The sequence below is a fragment of the Clostridium sp. Marseille-Q2269 genome (assembly GCF_943736985.1).
Taxonomy (GTDB): domain Bacteria; phylum Bacillota; class Clostridia; order Clostridiales; family Clostridiaceae; genus Clostridium_F.
In genome coordinates this window covers 36,162-53,984 of the sequence record NZ_CALSFS010000005.1, presented here as the reverse complement: position 1 = coordinate 53,984, position 17,823 = coordinate 36,162, and the positions used below count along the sequence as shown (strand labels likewise).

The 17,823-nt window shown below is 24.5% G+C and carries 15 protein-coding genes; 14 read left to right on the top strand and 1 reads right to left on the bottom strand.

All coding sequences use genetic code 11. From position 1 onward, the window contains the following. The first annotated feature begins 25 nt into the window (after positions 1-25). From NGI68_RS07820 to NGI68_RS07760, 13 genes are all read left to right on the top strand, one after another. A complete protein-coding gene (locus NGI68_RS07820) occupies positions 26-772 on the top strand; it encodes an acyltransferase (protein WP_106901180.1) in 747 nt (248 codons plus the stop codon). Positions 773-808: 36 nt separating this feature from the next. Continuing rightward, the gene (locus NGI68_RS07815) at positions 809-1,924 is read left to right on the top strand and encodes a glycosyltransferase family 4 protein (RefSeq protein WP_251860923.1); all 1,116 of its coding nucleotides are present in this window, start codon (positions 809-811) and stop codon (positions 1,922-1,924) included. Positions 1,925-2,018: 94 nt separating this feature from the next. Next, complete coding sequence (locus NGI68_RS07810; RefSeq protein WP_251860922.1) at positions 2,019-3,377, top strand: ABC transporter substrate-binding protein; 1,359 nt, start codon at positions 2,019-2,021, stop codon at positions 3,375-3,377. 35 nt (positions 3,378-3,412) lie between these two features. Beyond that, entirely contained in the window at positions 3,413-4,822 is a 1,410-nt protein-coding gene (locus NGI68_RS07805; protein WP_251860921.1) for an O-antigen ligase family protein, read from the top strand. Between the two features lie 25 nt (positions 4,823-4,847). Next, entirely contained in the window at positions 4,848-5,396 is a 549-nt protein-coding gene (locus NGI68_RS07800; RefSeq protein WP_106901501.1) for an acyltransferase, read from the top strand. Between the two features lie 18 nt (positions 5,397-5,414). Further along, on the top strand, positions 5,415-6,488 hold the full coding sequence (locus tag NGI68_RS07795; protein ID WP_251860920.1) for a glycosyltransferase family 4 protein: 1,074 nt from the start codon (positions 5,415-5,417) through the stop codon (positions 6,486-6,488). Between the two features lie 58 nt (positions 6,489-6,546). Further along, positions 6,547-7,569 carry a glycosyltransferase family 2 protein gene (locus NGI68_RS07790; RefSeq protein ID WP_251860919.1) on the top strand — a complete coding sequence of 341 codons (1,023 nt, stop codon included), beginning with the start codon at positions 6,547-6,549 and terminating at the stop codon, positions 7,567-7,569. Between the two features lie 90 nt (positions 7,570-7,659). Next, entirely contained in the window at positions 7,660-8,904 is a 1,245-nt protein-coding gene (locus NGI68_RS07785; RefSeq protein WP_251860918.1) for an O-antigen ligase family protein, read from the top strand. 64 nt (positions 8,905-8,968) lie between these two features. Beyond that, entirely contained in the window at positions 8,969-10,072 is a 1,104-nt protein-coding gene (locus NGI68_RS07780) for a glycosyltransferase family 4 protein (protein WP_106901173.1), read from the top strand. A gap of 18 nt (positions 10,073-10,090) precedes the next feature. Next, entirely contained in the window at positions 10,091-11,647 is a 1,557-nt protein-coding gene (murJ, locus tag NGI68_RS07775; protein ID WP_251860917.1) for a murein biosynthesis integral membrane protein MurJ, read from the top strand. A gap of 233 nt (positions 11,648-11,880) precedes the next feature. After that, positions 11,881-13,305 (top strand): oligosaccharide flippase family protein, encoded by a 1,425-nt coding sequence (locus tag NGI68_RS07770; RefSeq protein WP_251860916.1) that lies wholly within the window; start codon positions 11,881-11,883, stop codon positions 13,303-13,305. A 19-nt stretch (positions 13,306-13,324) separates the two neighbouring features. Further along, the gene (locus NGI68_RS07765) at positions 13,325-13,978 is read left to right on the top strand and encodes a sugar transferase (protein ID WP_251860915.1); all 654 of its coding nucleotides are present in this window, start codon (positions 13,325-13,327) and stop codon (positions 13,976-13,978) included. A gap of 16 nt (positions 13,979-13,994) precedes the next feature. Beyond that, positions 13,995-14,711 carry a WecB/TagA/CpsF family glycosyltransferase gene (locus tag NGI68_RS07760; protein ID WP_251860914.1) on the top strand — a complete coding sequence of 239 codons (717 nt, stop codon included), beginning with the start codon at positions 13,995-13,997 and terminating at the stop codon, positions 14,709-14,711. Between the two features lie 294 nt (positions 14,712-15,005). On the opposite strand, the gene pdaA is transcribed toward NGI68_RS07760, so the two are convergent. Continuing rightward, a complete protein-coding gene (gene pdaA / locus NGI68_RS07755) occupies positions 15,006-15,980 on the bottom strand; it encodes a delta-lactam-biosynthetic de-N-acetylase (RefSeq protein WP_251860913.1) in 975 nt (324 codons plus the stop codon). Between the two features lie 66 nt (positions 15,981-16,046). Here pdaA and NGI68_RS07750 point away from each other — a divergent pair, with 66 nt between their 5' ends. Next, positions 16,047-17,780, top strand: coding sequence for an Eco57I restriction-modification methylase domain-containing protein (locus NGI68_RS07750; RefSeq protein ID WP_251860912.1), 1,734 nt, complete (start codon positions 16,047-16,049; stop codon positions 17,778-17,780). The last annotated feature ends 43 nt before the right edge of the window (positions 17,781-17,823 follow it).

Genomic DNA, 17,823 nt, shown 5'->3' with positions numbered 1-17,823 from the left:
TTTTATTTTATATAGGAGTGAAAATATGGAAATGAATTACATATCACCTAAAGCTAAATTAGGTAATAACGTTCAAGTAGGAAGATTTGCTGTTGTAGAAGATGATGTATTTATAGGAGAAAATTGTATTATAGGACATAATGTAGTTATACATAAAGGAACAGTTATAGGTAATAACGTAAGAATAGATGATAATTCTGTAATAGGGAAAGAACCTATGAGATCAGTAAATAGTATATTTAAAGATGATAAAAAATTTCAACCATGTAAAATTAATGATGAATGTTTAATAGGCGCAGGAGTGATAGTATATATAGGTTCTAAAATAGATAATAAAACTTTAGTAGCTGATTTAGCTGTTATAAGAGAGGATGTAACCATAGGAGAAAGAACAATAATAGGGAAAGGTGCAACTATAGAAAACTTTTGTAAAGTAGGTTCAAATTGCAAAATTCAAACTAATGTATATTTAACAGCATACTCAGAGGTAGAAGATTATGTTTTCATAGCTCCTTGTGTAATAACATCTAACGATAACTATGCCGCCCGTTCCAAGGAAAGATTCGGAAAGTTTAAAGGTGTTACAGTTAAAAAAGGTGGAAGAATAGGGGCAGGTGCAGTTATATTGCCAGGAAAAACAATATATGAAGATGGTTTTGCGGCAGCAGGAAGCTTAGTAACTAGAGATGTAGAAAAAGCAAAAATAGTTGCAGGGGCTCCGGCTAAGATCTTTAAAGATGTTCCAGAAAAACAGTTGTTAGAAAATCAATAACAATTCATTAAATAATTATTTTCAGGAGGGAAATAGGTGAAAATATGTATGCTTACATCAGGACATGATGTATTTGATAACAGAATTTATTATAAAGAAATATTATCTTTGAAAAAATTATATAAAGATATATATTTAATAGCTCCAGGATACAAGGATTTTATTACGAATGATGGAATCGTTGTGAAATGTTTTCCTCCTAGGAAAAATTGGAGAGATAGAATAAGACCTATGAAAGACATGTTTAATATAGCAAAAAGTTTACAAGCAGATGTATATCATGCTCATGAACCAGATTCTTTTCAGGTTGCTACAAAGCTTAAAAAAAATTTAAATTGTAAAATAATATATGATTCTCATGAATATCACCCAGAAGCGTTTGCAGAACATTTTGGATTCATAAAATCACCTATGAAGAAATTAATATATTTATATGAGAAGAGTCTAGGAAAAAAAGCGGATTACATTATTACAGTTAATAAATTATTAGTAAATAAATTTAAAAAATACAATTTAAATGTAGAATTAATTCCTAACTATCCTGTTTTAAAAGATAAAGAATTCATGAAAGAAAAAGTAGATAAGCCAACATTTATATATGTAGGTGGATTAAGGCAAGATAGGGGTATATTAAAAATATTAGAAGCTATCCAGTTAGTTGAAAAGCAAAAGTGTAAATATATCTTTGTGGGTCCTTTTGAAACTAAAGAATTTGAATCAAGATGCTGTAAATTTAAAGAAAAATATTTAAAAAGTGAAGATATAGTTTTTACAGGCAAAATATCTCATGTGGAAGTTTTTGACTATTTAAAAAAAGCTAATGCAGGTTTTGTTATATTGCAACCAGATAATTGGAGATATGTAAATGCAGAACCTATAAAACTATTTGAATATATGAGTAGCAAAACAGCTATTATAGGAAGCGATTTCCCTATGGTAAGAAATATAGTAGAAGAGTCAGAAAGTGGACTTTTAGTAGAACCTACATCACCTAAAGATATTGCCAAGGCTATAGAAAGAATATCAAATAATTTAGAGAATACAAAAATTATGGGGGAAAAAGGATATCTAAAGGTAAAAGAACAGTATAATTGGTTGGTATGTCAAAAGAGATTATTAAATATATATATAAAATTAATTAAACAACTATAATAAATTTAAAAGATAGCTTTGGGAAAATATTTATGGAAAAGTACTTTTAAATTGTTATTATAATTTTTGTAATGAATATGAAGGGAGCATACATATGAAAAACAAACCAATTAAAATTTGCATATATGTTTTTTTTATAGTTTTATTAATTAGTGGTTCTGTTATTTATGGGAAAAAACTTAATAATCAAATTTATATGGCTCAACATTTAAAAAATAATAATGAAAAAGATAAAACTATAATAAAGATGTGGGTTAAACAAAATGAGTTGCTAGAAACAAGAAAATATCAAGTTAATAGGTTTAATTCTGAGAACAAAGATAACATAAGAGTGGTTATAAGTTCTTATGATAAGGATTATTATAATATGATAAGAACCTCTTTAGTAAATAATAATGGTCCAGACATATTTGAGTATTCAGGTGATAGAGAATTATTTGAAAATAATAATCTTGCAAATTTACAAGATTTAAATATAGATACTAATAAAATAAATCAAAATTATTTATTTAAATATGAAGGAATTCCATATGGTGTAAATATAATGGGGAATAATGTTAAATTAATATGGAATAAAGAACTTTTTAAAAAGGCAGGTTTAGATCCAGATAGGCCACCTAAAACATGGAAAGAACTTATTGAATTTAGTGAAAAAATTAAAGAAAAAGATAAAGATATTACTCCATTAAAGATTTCGTTAAATCGTTCTGCTTATGAAGATTTAAGAGTGTACATAGGATCTCCAAGTGTATCAGGAAAAGATATATATACCACGTTTTGGAATCCCAAAGAAGGAAAATATAACTTTCAAGATGCTAAAGAAATTTTAAAAATATATAATTATATGTATAAAAATAAACTTATAAATTATGATTTTGAAAGTACAACTAGAAATAGTATTAGATTAGATTTTTATTCTAATAAAGTGGGAATGATGTTAAGTACTTTTGATGATAAAAATTATTTTTCAAATATAATTCCCTTAAATTTTGAAATAGGAATATCAAATTTGCCAAAGGTGAATTTACATGATAAAGAAAATTATTATTATGTAAATAACTCAGAATGTTTTTTTGTGAATAACGATGTATTAAAAAATAAAAATAAATCTTATGCAGTAAAACAATTTTATCAATGGATTATATCAGAAGATATAAATAAAGAAATATTAAAAACTAGAAAAGCATTACCAATAATTTTAGAAAATAAAAATTTAGAAAAAGATATATATAAAGAATATAATAATAATGCTAATTTTAAAAATCAACAATATGATCCAACAGAGTTTATAAATCATAGTTTTGGAAGTGATTATAAAATACTTAGTGATGTTATAAAAGGCACTAGGAGTATTGAAAGCGGAATTAAAGAGTTAAATAAAATTTATGATTTGAATTGTAAAGTTATTACTGAAAAAAATATATTAGATTTAAATAATTTTATAGAAAAATAAACTAAATATCAATATTATATAGTAGGAGAATTTGTATGAATTACAAAGAATTTATTAAAAAAAATTATAAAATTATTATATTGTTTACTTTAATTTCATTATTTATTGGATGTATGTTTTTTAGAAAGCTTGGAATTAAAGATACAATAATGATTGCTATAGCAACATTTCTTTTATGCTCGGAAATGTATCTCATAAAAATAAATAGAAAAAAATCAATATTACTATTTATGATATCATTACCTATTTTAGTGTTTGGTAGGAAAATATGTTATTTTAACTTTTCATGTATAAAAATTACATATGAATCTATATATATATCTACTTTATTGTTGTTAAATATAAAAGAGTTTTTTTCAAAGATTATAAATTATTCAATAAAAACTAAAGGAATTTCTAAACATTTTATTATTTTAACGATTTTGTTTATTATTTTTTCTATTAATAGCAGTGTTTTTTCAACTGATATATCATATAGTTTATCAGAAGTATATTTATCTATTTTAATGCCAATAGTACTTATGTTTTTTATTATTATTACCTTTGAAAAAAAAGATATAAAAAATATATATTATTGTAATATATTAGCTATTGATTTTAGTTGTTTATATGGATTTTCTCAAATAATATTTACTAGGATACCTCTAAAAAGTATAAGTTCTAACAGGGGGATTATAACTTTTGGATATCATAATATTAATATTTTTGCAGGCATATTAATGCTTGTTGTACCTTTTGTAATTCAATTAATACTTTATGGCAATAATTCTAAAAAAGAAAAAATATTTTTATATTTCTCAATAACTATAAATATAATAGCATTATTAATTACATTTACTAGAGGCGCGTGGATATCATTTATAATAGTATGGATTATATTAGTCACAAGTAAAAAATATAAAAAGATTCTATATGGTACTATATTAGTATTTGCAGCATTTTCAACTAAATTAATTCCTTTTATAATGTCTAGAGGAACAAATATTTCTTTTTTAAAAAATGAATCATCTATAGCAAGAATTCAATCATTTTTTACATCAAAACAAATACTTTCTTGCTTTCCATTGGGAGTTGGTGGAGGAAATTTTGCTAAAATGTACAAAATATATGCTACTAAAGGATATTTATCTATGCCAGAACCATTTAGATATAGTATAGTTACAGCAAATTACTCTCTTGAAAGTGCACATAATTTATGGCTATATATTGGAGTTGAATTTGGCATAGTATGTATGATTGTATTCTTTGCTATAATTATTAATAGAATTATAAAATTATTTGTAAACTATAATGATAATAGAGGAACTTTTGCTACTATTATTAGTTACTTAATTTTTTCTGTGCTAACAGGTGTTGAGTATAATCATAAGGGAATAATAACTGCTACATTGATAATATGGATTATATTTTCTATAATTGAGATAAATTCAAGGGAAGGTGTCTAAAATTAAAAATATATTTAGAAATATAATGTATTTTTTTATAAATATAAAAATATATTATATAAAAATAAAAAGTAGAGTTATTGGTGAGTATGTAATTAATCAATATATAGAAAGATGTAGTGAAAGAGCATTAAGGAATGGATTAAAAAAGATAGGAGTAAAAGTTTCTGATAATGCTAATATTAGACCAGGACTAATATTAGAAAATACATATTTTAATTATCAAAATTTAAATATTGGCAACAGATGCTATATTGGTAGAAAAGTTTTTCTTGACTTAGCGGATAAAATATATATAAATAATGACTGTGTTATATCTGGAGGAGTTACTATATTAACGCATCAAGATGTAGGAGAAAGAATGCTTTCTAGTTACTATAAAAGAAAGCAAGAACCTGTAATTTTACAAGAGGGATGTTGGCTTGGAGAAAATTCTACTATATTATGTGGAGTGACTATTGGAAAATGTTCCATTGTTGCTGCAGGAGCGGTTGTTACTAAAGATGTTCCAGATTACACAATAGTAGGGGGGGTACCTGCTAAAATAATAAAAACAATTAATAATAAAAATTAATTGGAGGTGATTGATTTAATGAGAATATGTTATGTTGCTAACTCAGCTAGCGTACATACTGAAAAATGGGCTAAATATTTTTCAGATTTAGGTCATGATGTACATATAATATCTCACTGTCCTAATAAAATTTCTGGAGTTAAAGTTCATTATATAAATTATAATTTAAGAAACTTTATATTTATGAAAAGAAAAGTTCATAATTTAATAAATATAATTGATCCAGATGTAGTTCATGCTCATCAAGCTAATACGTGTGGGTTTTATGCCACTACTCAAAAGAAATATAAAGTAATACTGTCAGCTTGGGGATCAGATATACTAGTTAATCCTAATAAATCAGTTGTTTTAAAGAAAATGGTAAAATATATAATTAAAAATGCATATTTTATTACATCTGATTCAAAATTTATGTCAAGTAAAATAATAGAACTTGGAGGAAATAAGGATAGAATATACACATTCCCTATGGGACTAGAGGATAGTATTCTTCCATATAAACGAAAGATTAAACATAATGAATATATAAAAATAATTAGTACAAGAAGGTTAGAAAGTATTTATAATATAGATGTTTTAATAAAAGGTTTTTACAAAGCCTTAATGAAAAATTGGAATTTACAACTTATTATAGCTGCTGATGGTAGTGAATTTAATAATTTGAAAGATATGGTCAGAAATTTAAACATAGATAATAATGTTAAGTTTATAGGTAGATATAAAGGGGATGAAGTAGGGAAATTGTTAGAAAAAAATGATATATTTATATCCATACCAAGCTCAGATTCAACATCTGTAAGTTTACTTGAAGCTATGTATTGTGGTTTATTTCCGATAGTTTCAGATTTACCTGCAAATAAAGAGTGGATCAAAAATGAGGAGAATGGTATAATTGTAAAAAATATAAATAGTGAAGAAGTATGTAACTCTATACTTTGGTGTGTAAATAATTTAGAAGTTGTAAATAATGCCTTATCTATGAATAGAGACATAATAAAAAAACATGCTCTTTGGAAGGATAATTCTAAAATTGTAGAAAATTTATATAACGAAATAATTAAATTAAATAATAAAAAATTTATTGGAATTTGATTTTGCTTGTTAGATGATTAATTGTAAAATTTAATTGAATAATTTTGAGGTGTTAGTTTTGTGTAATAAAAAAGTATCGATAGTTATTCCATGCAAAAATGAAGAAAAATATATAAAAAGATGTTTAGATTCATTTATAAATCAAACATATCCAAAGAATTTATATGAAGTCTTAGTGTGTGATGGTATGTCAGATGATGGAACTAGAGAGATAATAAAAAAATATAATGAAAAATATGATAATATAAAATTACTAGACAATTTAGGAATTTCAGCCCCTAAAGGAATGAACTTAGGTATAAGAAATAGTAATTCAGATATAATTATAATTTTTGGTGCTCATGCTTATGCTAAAGAAAATTTTATAGAAGAAAATGTTAAACTTTTAAATAATACGAAAGCTTCTTGTACAGGAGGCCCTATAGAAACAATAAATGATAGCGATAAAGGAAAAGCTATATCTTTAGCTATGAGTTCACCGTTTGGGGTTGGAAATGCGCTATTCAGATATGCTAAAGAAGAAATGTATGTAGATACTGTAGCTTTTGGAGCTTATGAAAAAAGAATTTTAGATAAAATAGGTTATTTTGATGAAGAAATGACAAGAAATCAAGATGATGAACTGAACTATAGATTGACTCAAAATGGATTTAAAATATTATTATCTCCCAAGATAAGGTCTTGGTATTATAGTAGATCATCTTTAAAAAAATTATGGAGACAATATTTTCAATATGGTTTTTGGAAAGTAAGGGTGATACAAAAGTTAGGTAAGACACCATCTATAAGACATCTTGTTCCAATGTTATTTGTATTAGCTAATACATTAGGTCCTATATTAGGTATATTTATAAAGCCAATACTATATTTATGGATTTTAGAGATCGGATTGTATTTTATTTTAGACCTTATATTATCATTTAAGTTAAGTAGTAGAAAATGGTCATTATTTAAATATATTTTATTAATATTTCCTATACTACATATAGCTTATGGTATAGGTTTTATAGAAGGAATATTTTCGTTTTGTATATTTAAATCTAAAAATAATGTGAAGAAAAATTCTGAAATAACAAGATAAATTCTTGTAGACAATATATAAAATTAACTTAAATAGAACTCAGATGGTAAATATTAATTTTATAAATTTTCTATTTAGGGAGATAGTGATATGAATAAATTAACTAATTTTATGGCTTACTTTATATCTCTATATGTTTTTTTACTTCCTATTTTACCGAGCAAGTTTAAATATAATAATATACCTATAAATGGAGATATTATTTTAGGAATTATAATTATTTTATATTTAATAAATATAATTATAATTAAGGAAAGTAGAAAAAGATTTATAAGAGGTATAAAAGATTTTTTTTCAAGGTGCAATTCAATATTTATGTTTTTATGGGTAGTCATGATGTTTATATCAATAATTTATGCTACTGATAAAAAATTAGCCTTACAGGAAGGAATAAGAATTAGTACATATGTAATTTTGTTTTTTATAATTAAATATGATATGTATAAAAAAGAAATGATAGACAAAATAATTTATTCTAGTATATCCGTATCATTAATCATAGGAATAATAGGAATCTATGAATATTTTAATGGCTTAGGACTACAACAAAGTGGAGAATTTGGATCTATTATTAGAGTAAGTTCTACAATTGAAAATTCAAATAATCTAGGTGCTTTTTTTCTTTTAATTATATTTCCTTTTATAGTTTTAACTTTAAAGGAAAGTAATAGGAAAAGAAAAGTTTTACTTTTATCCTGTTCTTTATTAGCATTATTTAACATAATAGTATCTTTTTCAAGAAATGCTTGGCTAGGACTTATAATAGGGTATATAGCTTTAATTTTTGTATATAATCTTAGATTAGTATATGGAGGTATATTAGGTTCAGGAATAGCGTTTTGTATACCTAAAATATCTAACAGATTAAGAGAGATAGGAGATATTTCTCAAAACTTATCAAGAGTAAGCTTATGGACAATTGCTGTAAAAATGATAAAGGAACATCCTATATTAGGTGTTGGGAATGGCAATTATAGAACCTTATATAACAAGTATTATAATAAAGTAAAACATTTAGGAGATTATAAAGCTCATGAAAACTTTCATCCACATAATGCTTATCTAAAAGCTCAATGTGAATTAGGGATAGTAGGTTCTATATCATTAATAGGATTTTTAGTATCATCCCTTATAAAAACTAATAAATTTTCTAATAGTGTAGATAATGATTTTTATAAATATTTTTATAAAGGATTTACAGCTTCTATAGTGGCCTTTGTGTTTATGAATTTCATAGATAATTTTTTCTCAGCACCTAAAGTAGTAGCTTTCTTTTTTATATTCTTAGCTATAAGTGATTCTTATTCATACAATATTCAAAATAAAAGTTTGTAAAAGGAGTTGTTTAAAACTCCTTTTTTAAATATCATTAAATTTGTAAAATATGAAATTTTAGGAGATGATTGAAATAAAAGTACTTCAAATTATAACGGGTAATGATATAGGGGGGGGAGGAAAGCATGTTTTAAATTTATGTTATTATTCTAAAGATATGTTTGACACTGTATTAGGATGTATAGGGAAAGGTCCTTTATATGATAAAGCGAGAGAATTAGGAATAAAAACAACATTATTTAGTAATAGATGTTTTATGAATAGAGAAATAGAAGAATATATAAAAAATAATAATATAGACATAACTAATTTTCATGGAGCCAAGGCTTTTTTTACTTATTATTTTGTTAAGAAAAAGCTAAATATACCTACAGTAGCTACTGTGCATAGCAATTATAAAGAAGATTTTTTAAATAATAAATTAAAATATTATTTATTTACTCCTTTGAGCGTTAAGGGAATAAAGAGTTTTAATAACCATATATGTGTATCAAGCTATATAAAGGATATTTTAAGTAAAGATAATATAGAAAGTAAAAAGTTTGTGGTTAATAATGGAATAGATTTAAATTATTATAAAGAGAAAAGAGTCAATAGTAATATAAGAGAGAAATTAAACATTAAAAAAGAAGATTTTGTGTATATAATGATAGCTAGAATGCATCCTATTAAAAATCATAATTTATTAATTGAAGCTTTTTATAAATTAAAACAGGAATATAAAAATATAAAATTACTTTTACTTGGAGATGGAGTAGAGGAGAGGTATTTAAAAGAAAAGGTAGACAAACTAAACTTAAATTATAATATTATATTTTTAGGGTTTAAAGAAAATATAGAGGATTATATAGAAGTAGCAGATATAAGTATATTAACATCTTTAAATGAAGGAGGAGCACCACCTTTAGTTATATTAGAAAGTGGTATAAAAAAGGTACCAGTAATAGCATCCAATGTAGGAGATATACCTTATACTATAAATAAATATAATGGTTTTTTAATAGATCCTACTTCTGTTCATGATATATATGATAAAATGAAGGAAGCTTATAATAATAAAAATGAATTACATATTTTAGGTGAAAATCTATATAATACTGTAATTAATAAATATTCTATGGAGAGTTTTTGTAAATCCTATTATAAATGTTATAAAAATCTAATTTAATACTTTGGAGTTGATTAAATGAAGGAGAACAAAACTTTAAAGAGTTCTGTTTTTGTTATGTTATTAATAATATTAGGGAAAGTTTTTGCTTTAATTAGAGATTCTTTAATAGCAGCAAAGTTTGGGGCTACGGATATAACAGATATATATAATTTTTCATTGGGTATAGTTTATCTTTTAACCACAATAAGTTATGGTGTAACTACTACTTTTATACCAATACATACGGAAAATTTAGAGAATGGAAATAAAAAAGAAAGTAATAAATTTGTAAATAATGTGCTTAATATTTTCTCTATTGGAACTATTATTCTAACCATATTAATGATAATATTTGCAAAATATATAATCTATATTTTTGGTCCTGGTTTTCAAAAGAACATAATTATTTTTAATACATCATTAAAGATAGTTAGAATAATGTTATTATCTTTGATTTTTATAAGTTTACAAAGTGTTATTACAGGAGTGCTTCAATCACATAAACAATTTTTTCAACCTGCAGCTATGGCAATGGTATCAAATATAGTTTATGTAATATATTTAGTTTTTTTAACTAATAAATACGGAATGGTAGGTTTTGCAGTAGCCATAGTGTTAGGTTTTTTTACGCAGTTTATAATAAATGTACCTAAGTATAAAAAATTAGGTTATAAATATAGTACATATATTAATTTTGAAGATAGTAAAACTAGACAAATGTTTAAACTTACAGTTCCAGTTATAATAAGTACTTCTGTTATTCAGTTAAGTTCTGTTATAAATAGGGCTTTTGCTACTACTATTTTTGGTGGAGCAGCTACTATATTGGACAATGCAAATAAGATAAATACATTGGCTTATGAAGTATTTGCTATAGGTATAGCTATGATAGTTTATCCAACACTATCCCAATTAGCAACTAAAGATGATAAAAAACAATATAAAGTAGCATTAGGAAGAGCTATAAATATAATACTTATAATAATGGTACCAGCAGCAGTTGGAATTGCAGTACTTAGAGAACCACTTATAAATGTAATTTTTAAAAGGGGAGCCTTTAGTGAAAATGCAGCCTCTTTAACATCACAAGCATTGCTTTTATATACTCCAGCCATGATAGCTTATGGAGTAAGGGATATACTAAACAAAGCTTTTTATGCTATAAAGGATACTAAAACCCCTATGATTAACAGTTTTGTAGGTATAATAATAAATATAGTTATAAATATTATATTAATAAAATATTTAGGAGTTAGTGGGCTTACATTAGCAACTACTATATCCGCAATTATTATAACTGTAATCATGTTATTAGATTTAAACAAAAAAATAAAGGGTATAGATATTAAAAATATAATTATATCATTTATAAAAATAATTTTATCTGCTTTGTTTATGGGGGTAATAGTTACTATTGTAAATAAATTTACTTTATTAAGTTTAGGAAATGGAGCTAGAGGAAGTAGTATATCAATTTTAATTTGTATGTTTATTGGTGCAATTTGTTATACTTTAGCTATATATTTATTAAAGATTAAAGAAATACAGGATATAGTAGAACCTTTATTAAAAATATTAAAACTTAAAAAATAAATAGTTAATTATATTGTAAATAAAAATTAATTTTGATATAGTATAAACAGCATTCTTAGTTTTAGGAGGACTTATCTAGTTAAATGTTAAAAATTAGCTATTAAAGATCATAGTTATCTTTATTTACTATTTTAGAAATGGAAATATTAAGAGTGTTAGTAATGATATAAATGATATTTGAACAATTCATTTATAATAAATATATTGTTGTAAATTATTAGGAGGAAATGGATATGAGTGATAGTCCCAAGCAGTTTATAAAAAGATTTATTGGTTTTTCTGTGGGCCCAATATTATCAGCTATTATTAGCTTTTTTATTGTTCCTATAACTACATATTTTGTAGTCCCAACAGAATTTGGAAAAGCTTCTATGTATACCATGGCCTTGAGTATTAGTTCAATGTTTATATTTTTAGGTATGGATCAATCTTTTGCCAGAGAGTTTAATGCAGAGGAGGATAAAAAATCATTATTTTGGAACTCCTTAATTGTACCTTTAATATTTTCATTAGTACTAGGGGTTTTTTATATAATTTTTTATAAACCATTATCTATACTAATGATTGATACTGTGGATAGGTATATAGTAGTTGTTTTGGCATTATCATTACCTTTTGCAGTTATAGATAGGTTTAATTTACTATTGATAAGAATGCAAGAGAAGGCTAGATTGTATTCTCTTTTTAATGTAATTAGTAAAGTTATAAATATAGTAATTTTAGTACCTTACCTTTTATATATAGATAAAAGTTTTAAAGGAATAATAAATGCAGGTTTCGCGTCATTAGCTTTTATGTGTATAGTAGAATGTTTTTTTACAAGAGATTATTGGTTTACTAAATTTAAGATAAATAAAGCTTTAATAAATAAAATGTTTAAATTTGGTCTGCCTTTAATACCGGCATCTGTAATTGTTTGGTTTTTAAATTCTATGGATAAGATAGCTATGAGGCAATGGTCATCTTTTGAAGAAATAGGATTGTATTCTGCTGCATTTAAAATAGTTACTGTAGTTAGTATAATTCAAAGTGCATTTTATACATTTTGGACACCCACTGCCTTTAGATGGTATGAAGAAAAAGTAGAAGGGGAAAAATTTATAAAAGTAAGCAATATGCTAATGTGTTTTATGAATTTTATGTTTGTAGGCATAGTTTTATTTAAAGACTTAATAATAAAACTATTAGCTACAAGCTATGCTAGTTCAGCTATTATAGTACCATTTTTGTTGTTATTACCTATAATGTATACTGTATCGGAATCTACTTGCTTAGGAATATCCTTTTCAAGAAAGACATCTTATAATATAATAGTATCATTAATAGCAGCGGTGGTTAATTATGTTTTAAATTATTTGTTAGTTCCAAAATATGGAGCTTTAGGAGCTTCTATAGCTACAGGAATATCTTACACAGTATTCTTTTGGTCAAGAACACTTATATCAAGAAAATTATGGTTTAGATTCGAATTAGACTTTTATATATTAAATACAGGAGCTATGCTATTGTTGGCATCATTAGATGTATTGTATAATAATGTTTATATGGATATTGCTATATCTTTATTTATTGTATATATAAATAGAAAAGAAGTTAAATCTATTCTATCTTATATTAATACATTTTTAAAAGATAGAAAAAATAAAGCTGTTGCTTAATGTCATTAGGAGGTTAAAAATGGAGTTTGAAATGCCAATTATAGATGTAGAAAAAGATATAAAAAGTAAAAAAATACAATTTGCTATAAAAAGATTTTTAGACATAATATTATCTTTAGTAGGAATAATCGTATTAGCTCCAATATATTTTCTTTTATTTTTATGGATAAGATTAGATTCAAGGGGACCAGCCCTATTTAAACAAGTTAGGGTAGGAAAAGATAACAAAGATTTTATAATATATAAGTTTAGAACAATGGTAGTGGATGCAGAAAAAAAGAAAAAGATAGACTTAGAAATAGAAGATATATCTAATTTTGTTTTCCAAAGCAGGAGTGATAATAGAATTACAAAGGCAGGAAAATTTTTAAGAAAAACGAGTTTAGATGAAATACCTCAATTATTTAATGTTTTGAAAGGAAATATGACTTTAGTAGGCCCAAGACCGGAAATTCCAGATGTAGTTAAACATTATCCCAAAGAGTATGCTCAAAGGTTATTAGTAACTCCAGGAATAACAGGATTAGCACAAGTTAGTGGACGTGGAGAAATAGAACTTGGGAAAACTGTTTATTATGATATTACTTATATAAAAAATTTTTCAGTGTGGTATGATATAAAAATATTGTTCCAAACAGTATTTAAAGTTTTTAAGAACGAAGGAGCTTTTTAATTTTAGAGGTGAATAAATGAAAACAGAGATATTAGGATATAGCATATTTAATGGTAGTAAAGAGGAACTACTAAATGTAATAGATAAATATGAAAAAATAAATATAATTTCCGGAAATCCAGAGGTATTATATAATGGATTAAATAATAAGCAATTGTTTCAAAATTTTACAGATGAGCATTCTATAATTATACCAGATGGTGTAGGGGTGGTAGTAGCTTCAAGAATTATAAAAAATCCTGTAAAAGAGAAAATTGCGGGAATAGAGTTGATGGATTCTATATTGGAGAAGTGCAATGAGAACGGAAAAGGTGTATATTTACTGGGTAGTACTGAAGATGTATTAAATAAATGTGAAAAAAATATACTAACAAAATATAAGGATTTAAATATTGTAGGTAAACATAATGGATTTTTTGATTTAGATTGTTGTGATGATATATTAGAGCAGATAAAGATTGTAAAACCATATGCTTTATTTGTAGCTATGGGATGTCCAAGACAAGAAAAATTCATAACTAAGTATATGGATCAACTTCCTTGTAAAGTATATATGGGGGTTGGAGGAAGTTTTGATGTATTTGCTGGAAAAGTGAAGAGAGCGCCAAAATGGATGATAAATTGCAGCTTAGAGTGGTTATATAGGGTTGCAAAAGAGCCTTATAGAATAACACGATTAGCTTCTATACCTAAGTTCTTGGTGAAAGTAGTATTAAACAAAAGAAAAAAATAGAATAAACTATTAAGAAAAGTTCATGTTAATACATAATTTTTAAATTCTAAAAATGTTATTGTGATTAAAAGGGGCTGTCGCATTAAAGAATTTAAGCACAATATATTGTTTTACAGTTTAAAGTTAATACAATATATTGTAGAATGTATTCTTAGTTACACAGCCCTTTTATAGTAGAATTCTTATTAGAAGTTCAATATTTAATTGATAACTACTAATTTAAATCATAATTTCAATATGATTTTAGATATATCATCATAGCATGACTATTTAATTAATATGTTTTAGTAGATTTTATTTTTTAGGCAAATCTTCTAATGTTTTAAACTCATATCCACTATTTTTCAATTCTTTTAATACAGAATCTAATATTTCAGTATTTGTTTTAGAAACTGCATGTAAAAGAATAATACTTCCATTATGGACTCCATTTAATATTTTTTCTTTACCTTTCTCAGGAGAAGGCTGTTTATTTCTATCCCAATCATAATATGCAAAGCTCCAAAATATACTCTTATAATTTATATCTTGTGTATATTTTAAAGACAACTCACTGTATTTTCCCATAGGTGGTCTAAAGAATTTTGGCATATCTTTTTTTGTGATGTCTTTATACAAATCTTCTACAACAGTAAATTCCTTTTGGAAATTTTCTTTCCCTTTTAAGGCTGCAGAAGCCATTGAAGGATGGGTGTCAGAATGATTACAAACTAAATGACCTTCATCAGCCATTCTTTTGATTAAATCTTTGTTTTGCTTTATGTAAGGAGCTGTTACAAAAAAAGCTGCCTTAACATTATTTTCTTTTAATACATCTAATATTTTGCCTGTATACCCGTTTTCATAACCTTCGTCAAATGTAAGATATAAATGTTTCTTAGAAGTGTCTCCAATGAAATATCCAGAATATTTATTAAGGTTATTTTCCATATCATCTGGTATAGTAGCGGGTTCATTATTTTTACTAGGTTTAAAAAACCAATCTTTTTCCTTAGGAGATATATTAGATTCATCCTTAAATTTATTTATATTACTACTAGTAATTGTATCTTTGTCTTCATCTTTATTATTCTCCCCATTATTTTTATTATCAATATGATTTTTAGAACTTTCTTTGGTATTATCAGATTTGTTTTTTATATCATTTTCTTCTGTTTTTATATTATTTTCATCTAAAGTTGAATTAGGATTTTGATTAGATGCTCTTAAATTACAAGAACATAATAAGAAACAAGAAGCCAAAATGCAAGAAATAACTTTTTTGTTCATAAGTAAATCACCTATCCCTTTCTATGTTATACTTTTTATAGAATAATAAAGATTGTGGTGAGTAATATGGATGAATTTAAAGATAATATAGAAAAAATATTTAATATAGTAATATCTCATATAAATAGTATTTACAAATATGAAGTTATTAATAAGTTTAAAAATAAGTTATCTATTGGTAAAGATGAGAATATATCCTTAAAATATTATGAGTTAATAAAGGGTAAAAAAGAAACAGGAGTTATATATACACCAAAAGGAATTTGTGACTATATGATAGAAAACACTATAAATAACATAGAAGTATTAAATAATCCATTCATTAAAATATTGGATCCTGCTTGTGGATGTGGAAATATTTTGATTCCATGCTTTTTTTATTTAAAGAATATATTTGAAGAAAATTTAGAACAGATAAATAAAAAAAATAATATGAATTTAAAAAAACAATATATAGATAAGCATATATTAGATAATAATTTATACGGATTTGATATTGATCCAATAGCTATAAAAATATTAATAATAGATTTATTTTATTTGACAGGCTATTATAATATAAACAATTTTAAAGAAAAGGATTTTTTAATAGAAAATATAAATGACAATTTTGATATATATATAGGAAATCCACCTTATGTTGGACATAAAGCTGTAAATAAGGAATACTCAATATTATTAAAGAGAAAATATGAACACATATATAAAGATAAGGGAGATGTATCTTATTGTTTCTTTATTAATGCATTAAATTATTCTAACAAAAATAGTAAAATTACTTTTATAACATCAAGATATTTTATGGAGTCTAAGAGTGGATATGATTTAAGAAAATACTTAAAAGATGAATGTAATGTATATAAAATATTAGATTTTTATGGCATAAGACCTTTTAACGGTGCAGGTATAGATCCAGCTATAATATTTATAGATAAAAATATTAAAGATAAAGTAGAAATCATAAAACCTAATACATATAAAAAAGAAAAAATAGATTTGTTTTTTGAAAATCAAGATGAATATGATAATTTTTATGTCAATAGTTCTTCACTAAATGAAGATGGATGGATTCTAATAGATGAAAAAAGTAAGAATATAATAAATAAAATACAAATCAAGGTATATAAAACTTTAGGGGAAGTATGCACAAGTTATCAAGGTATTATTACAGGATGTGATAAAGCTTTCATAGTCGATAAAGAAACTATAGAAAAAGAATGTTTGGAGAAGGATATTATAAAACCTTGGATAAAAAGTAGCCATATAAATAGAGAAAGAATTAATTTTAGAGATAATTTCATAATATATTCTAACTTAATAGATGATATTAAAAAATATCCTAATATAATAAATCATATTGAAAAATATAAAGAAAAATTAGAAAACAGAAGGGAATGCAAAAAAAATGTTAGAAAGTGGTATGAACTACAATGGGGAAGAAAATCTAATATATTTGAAGAACAAAAAGTTATATTCCCATATAAATCTAGTAAGAATAAATTTTACTTAGACAAGGAAGGTATATATTTTAGTGCAGATATATATGCTTTAACTATCAATAAAGAGGAAATAATAGATTATAGAAGTTTACTTTTTATTTTAAACAGTCGTATATACGAATTTTATTTTAAGACCTTTGCTAAGAAATTAGGGGCAAATTTATATGAATACTATCCCAATACGTTAATGAAATTAAAGATACCAATAATTAATATAGATAAAGAAGAAGATTTATATAAATATTTTAATTTAAGTGATAAAGAAATTAGATTTATACAAAATAAATTGTTAATTGAATAAAAAATATAAACTTAAAATATATTTAAAGCAGATATTCCTCACT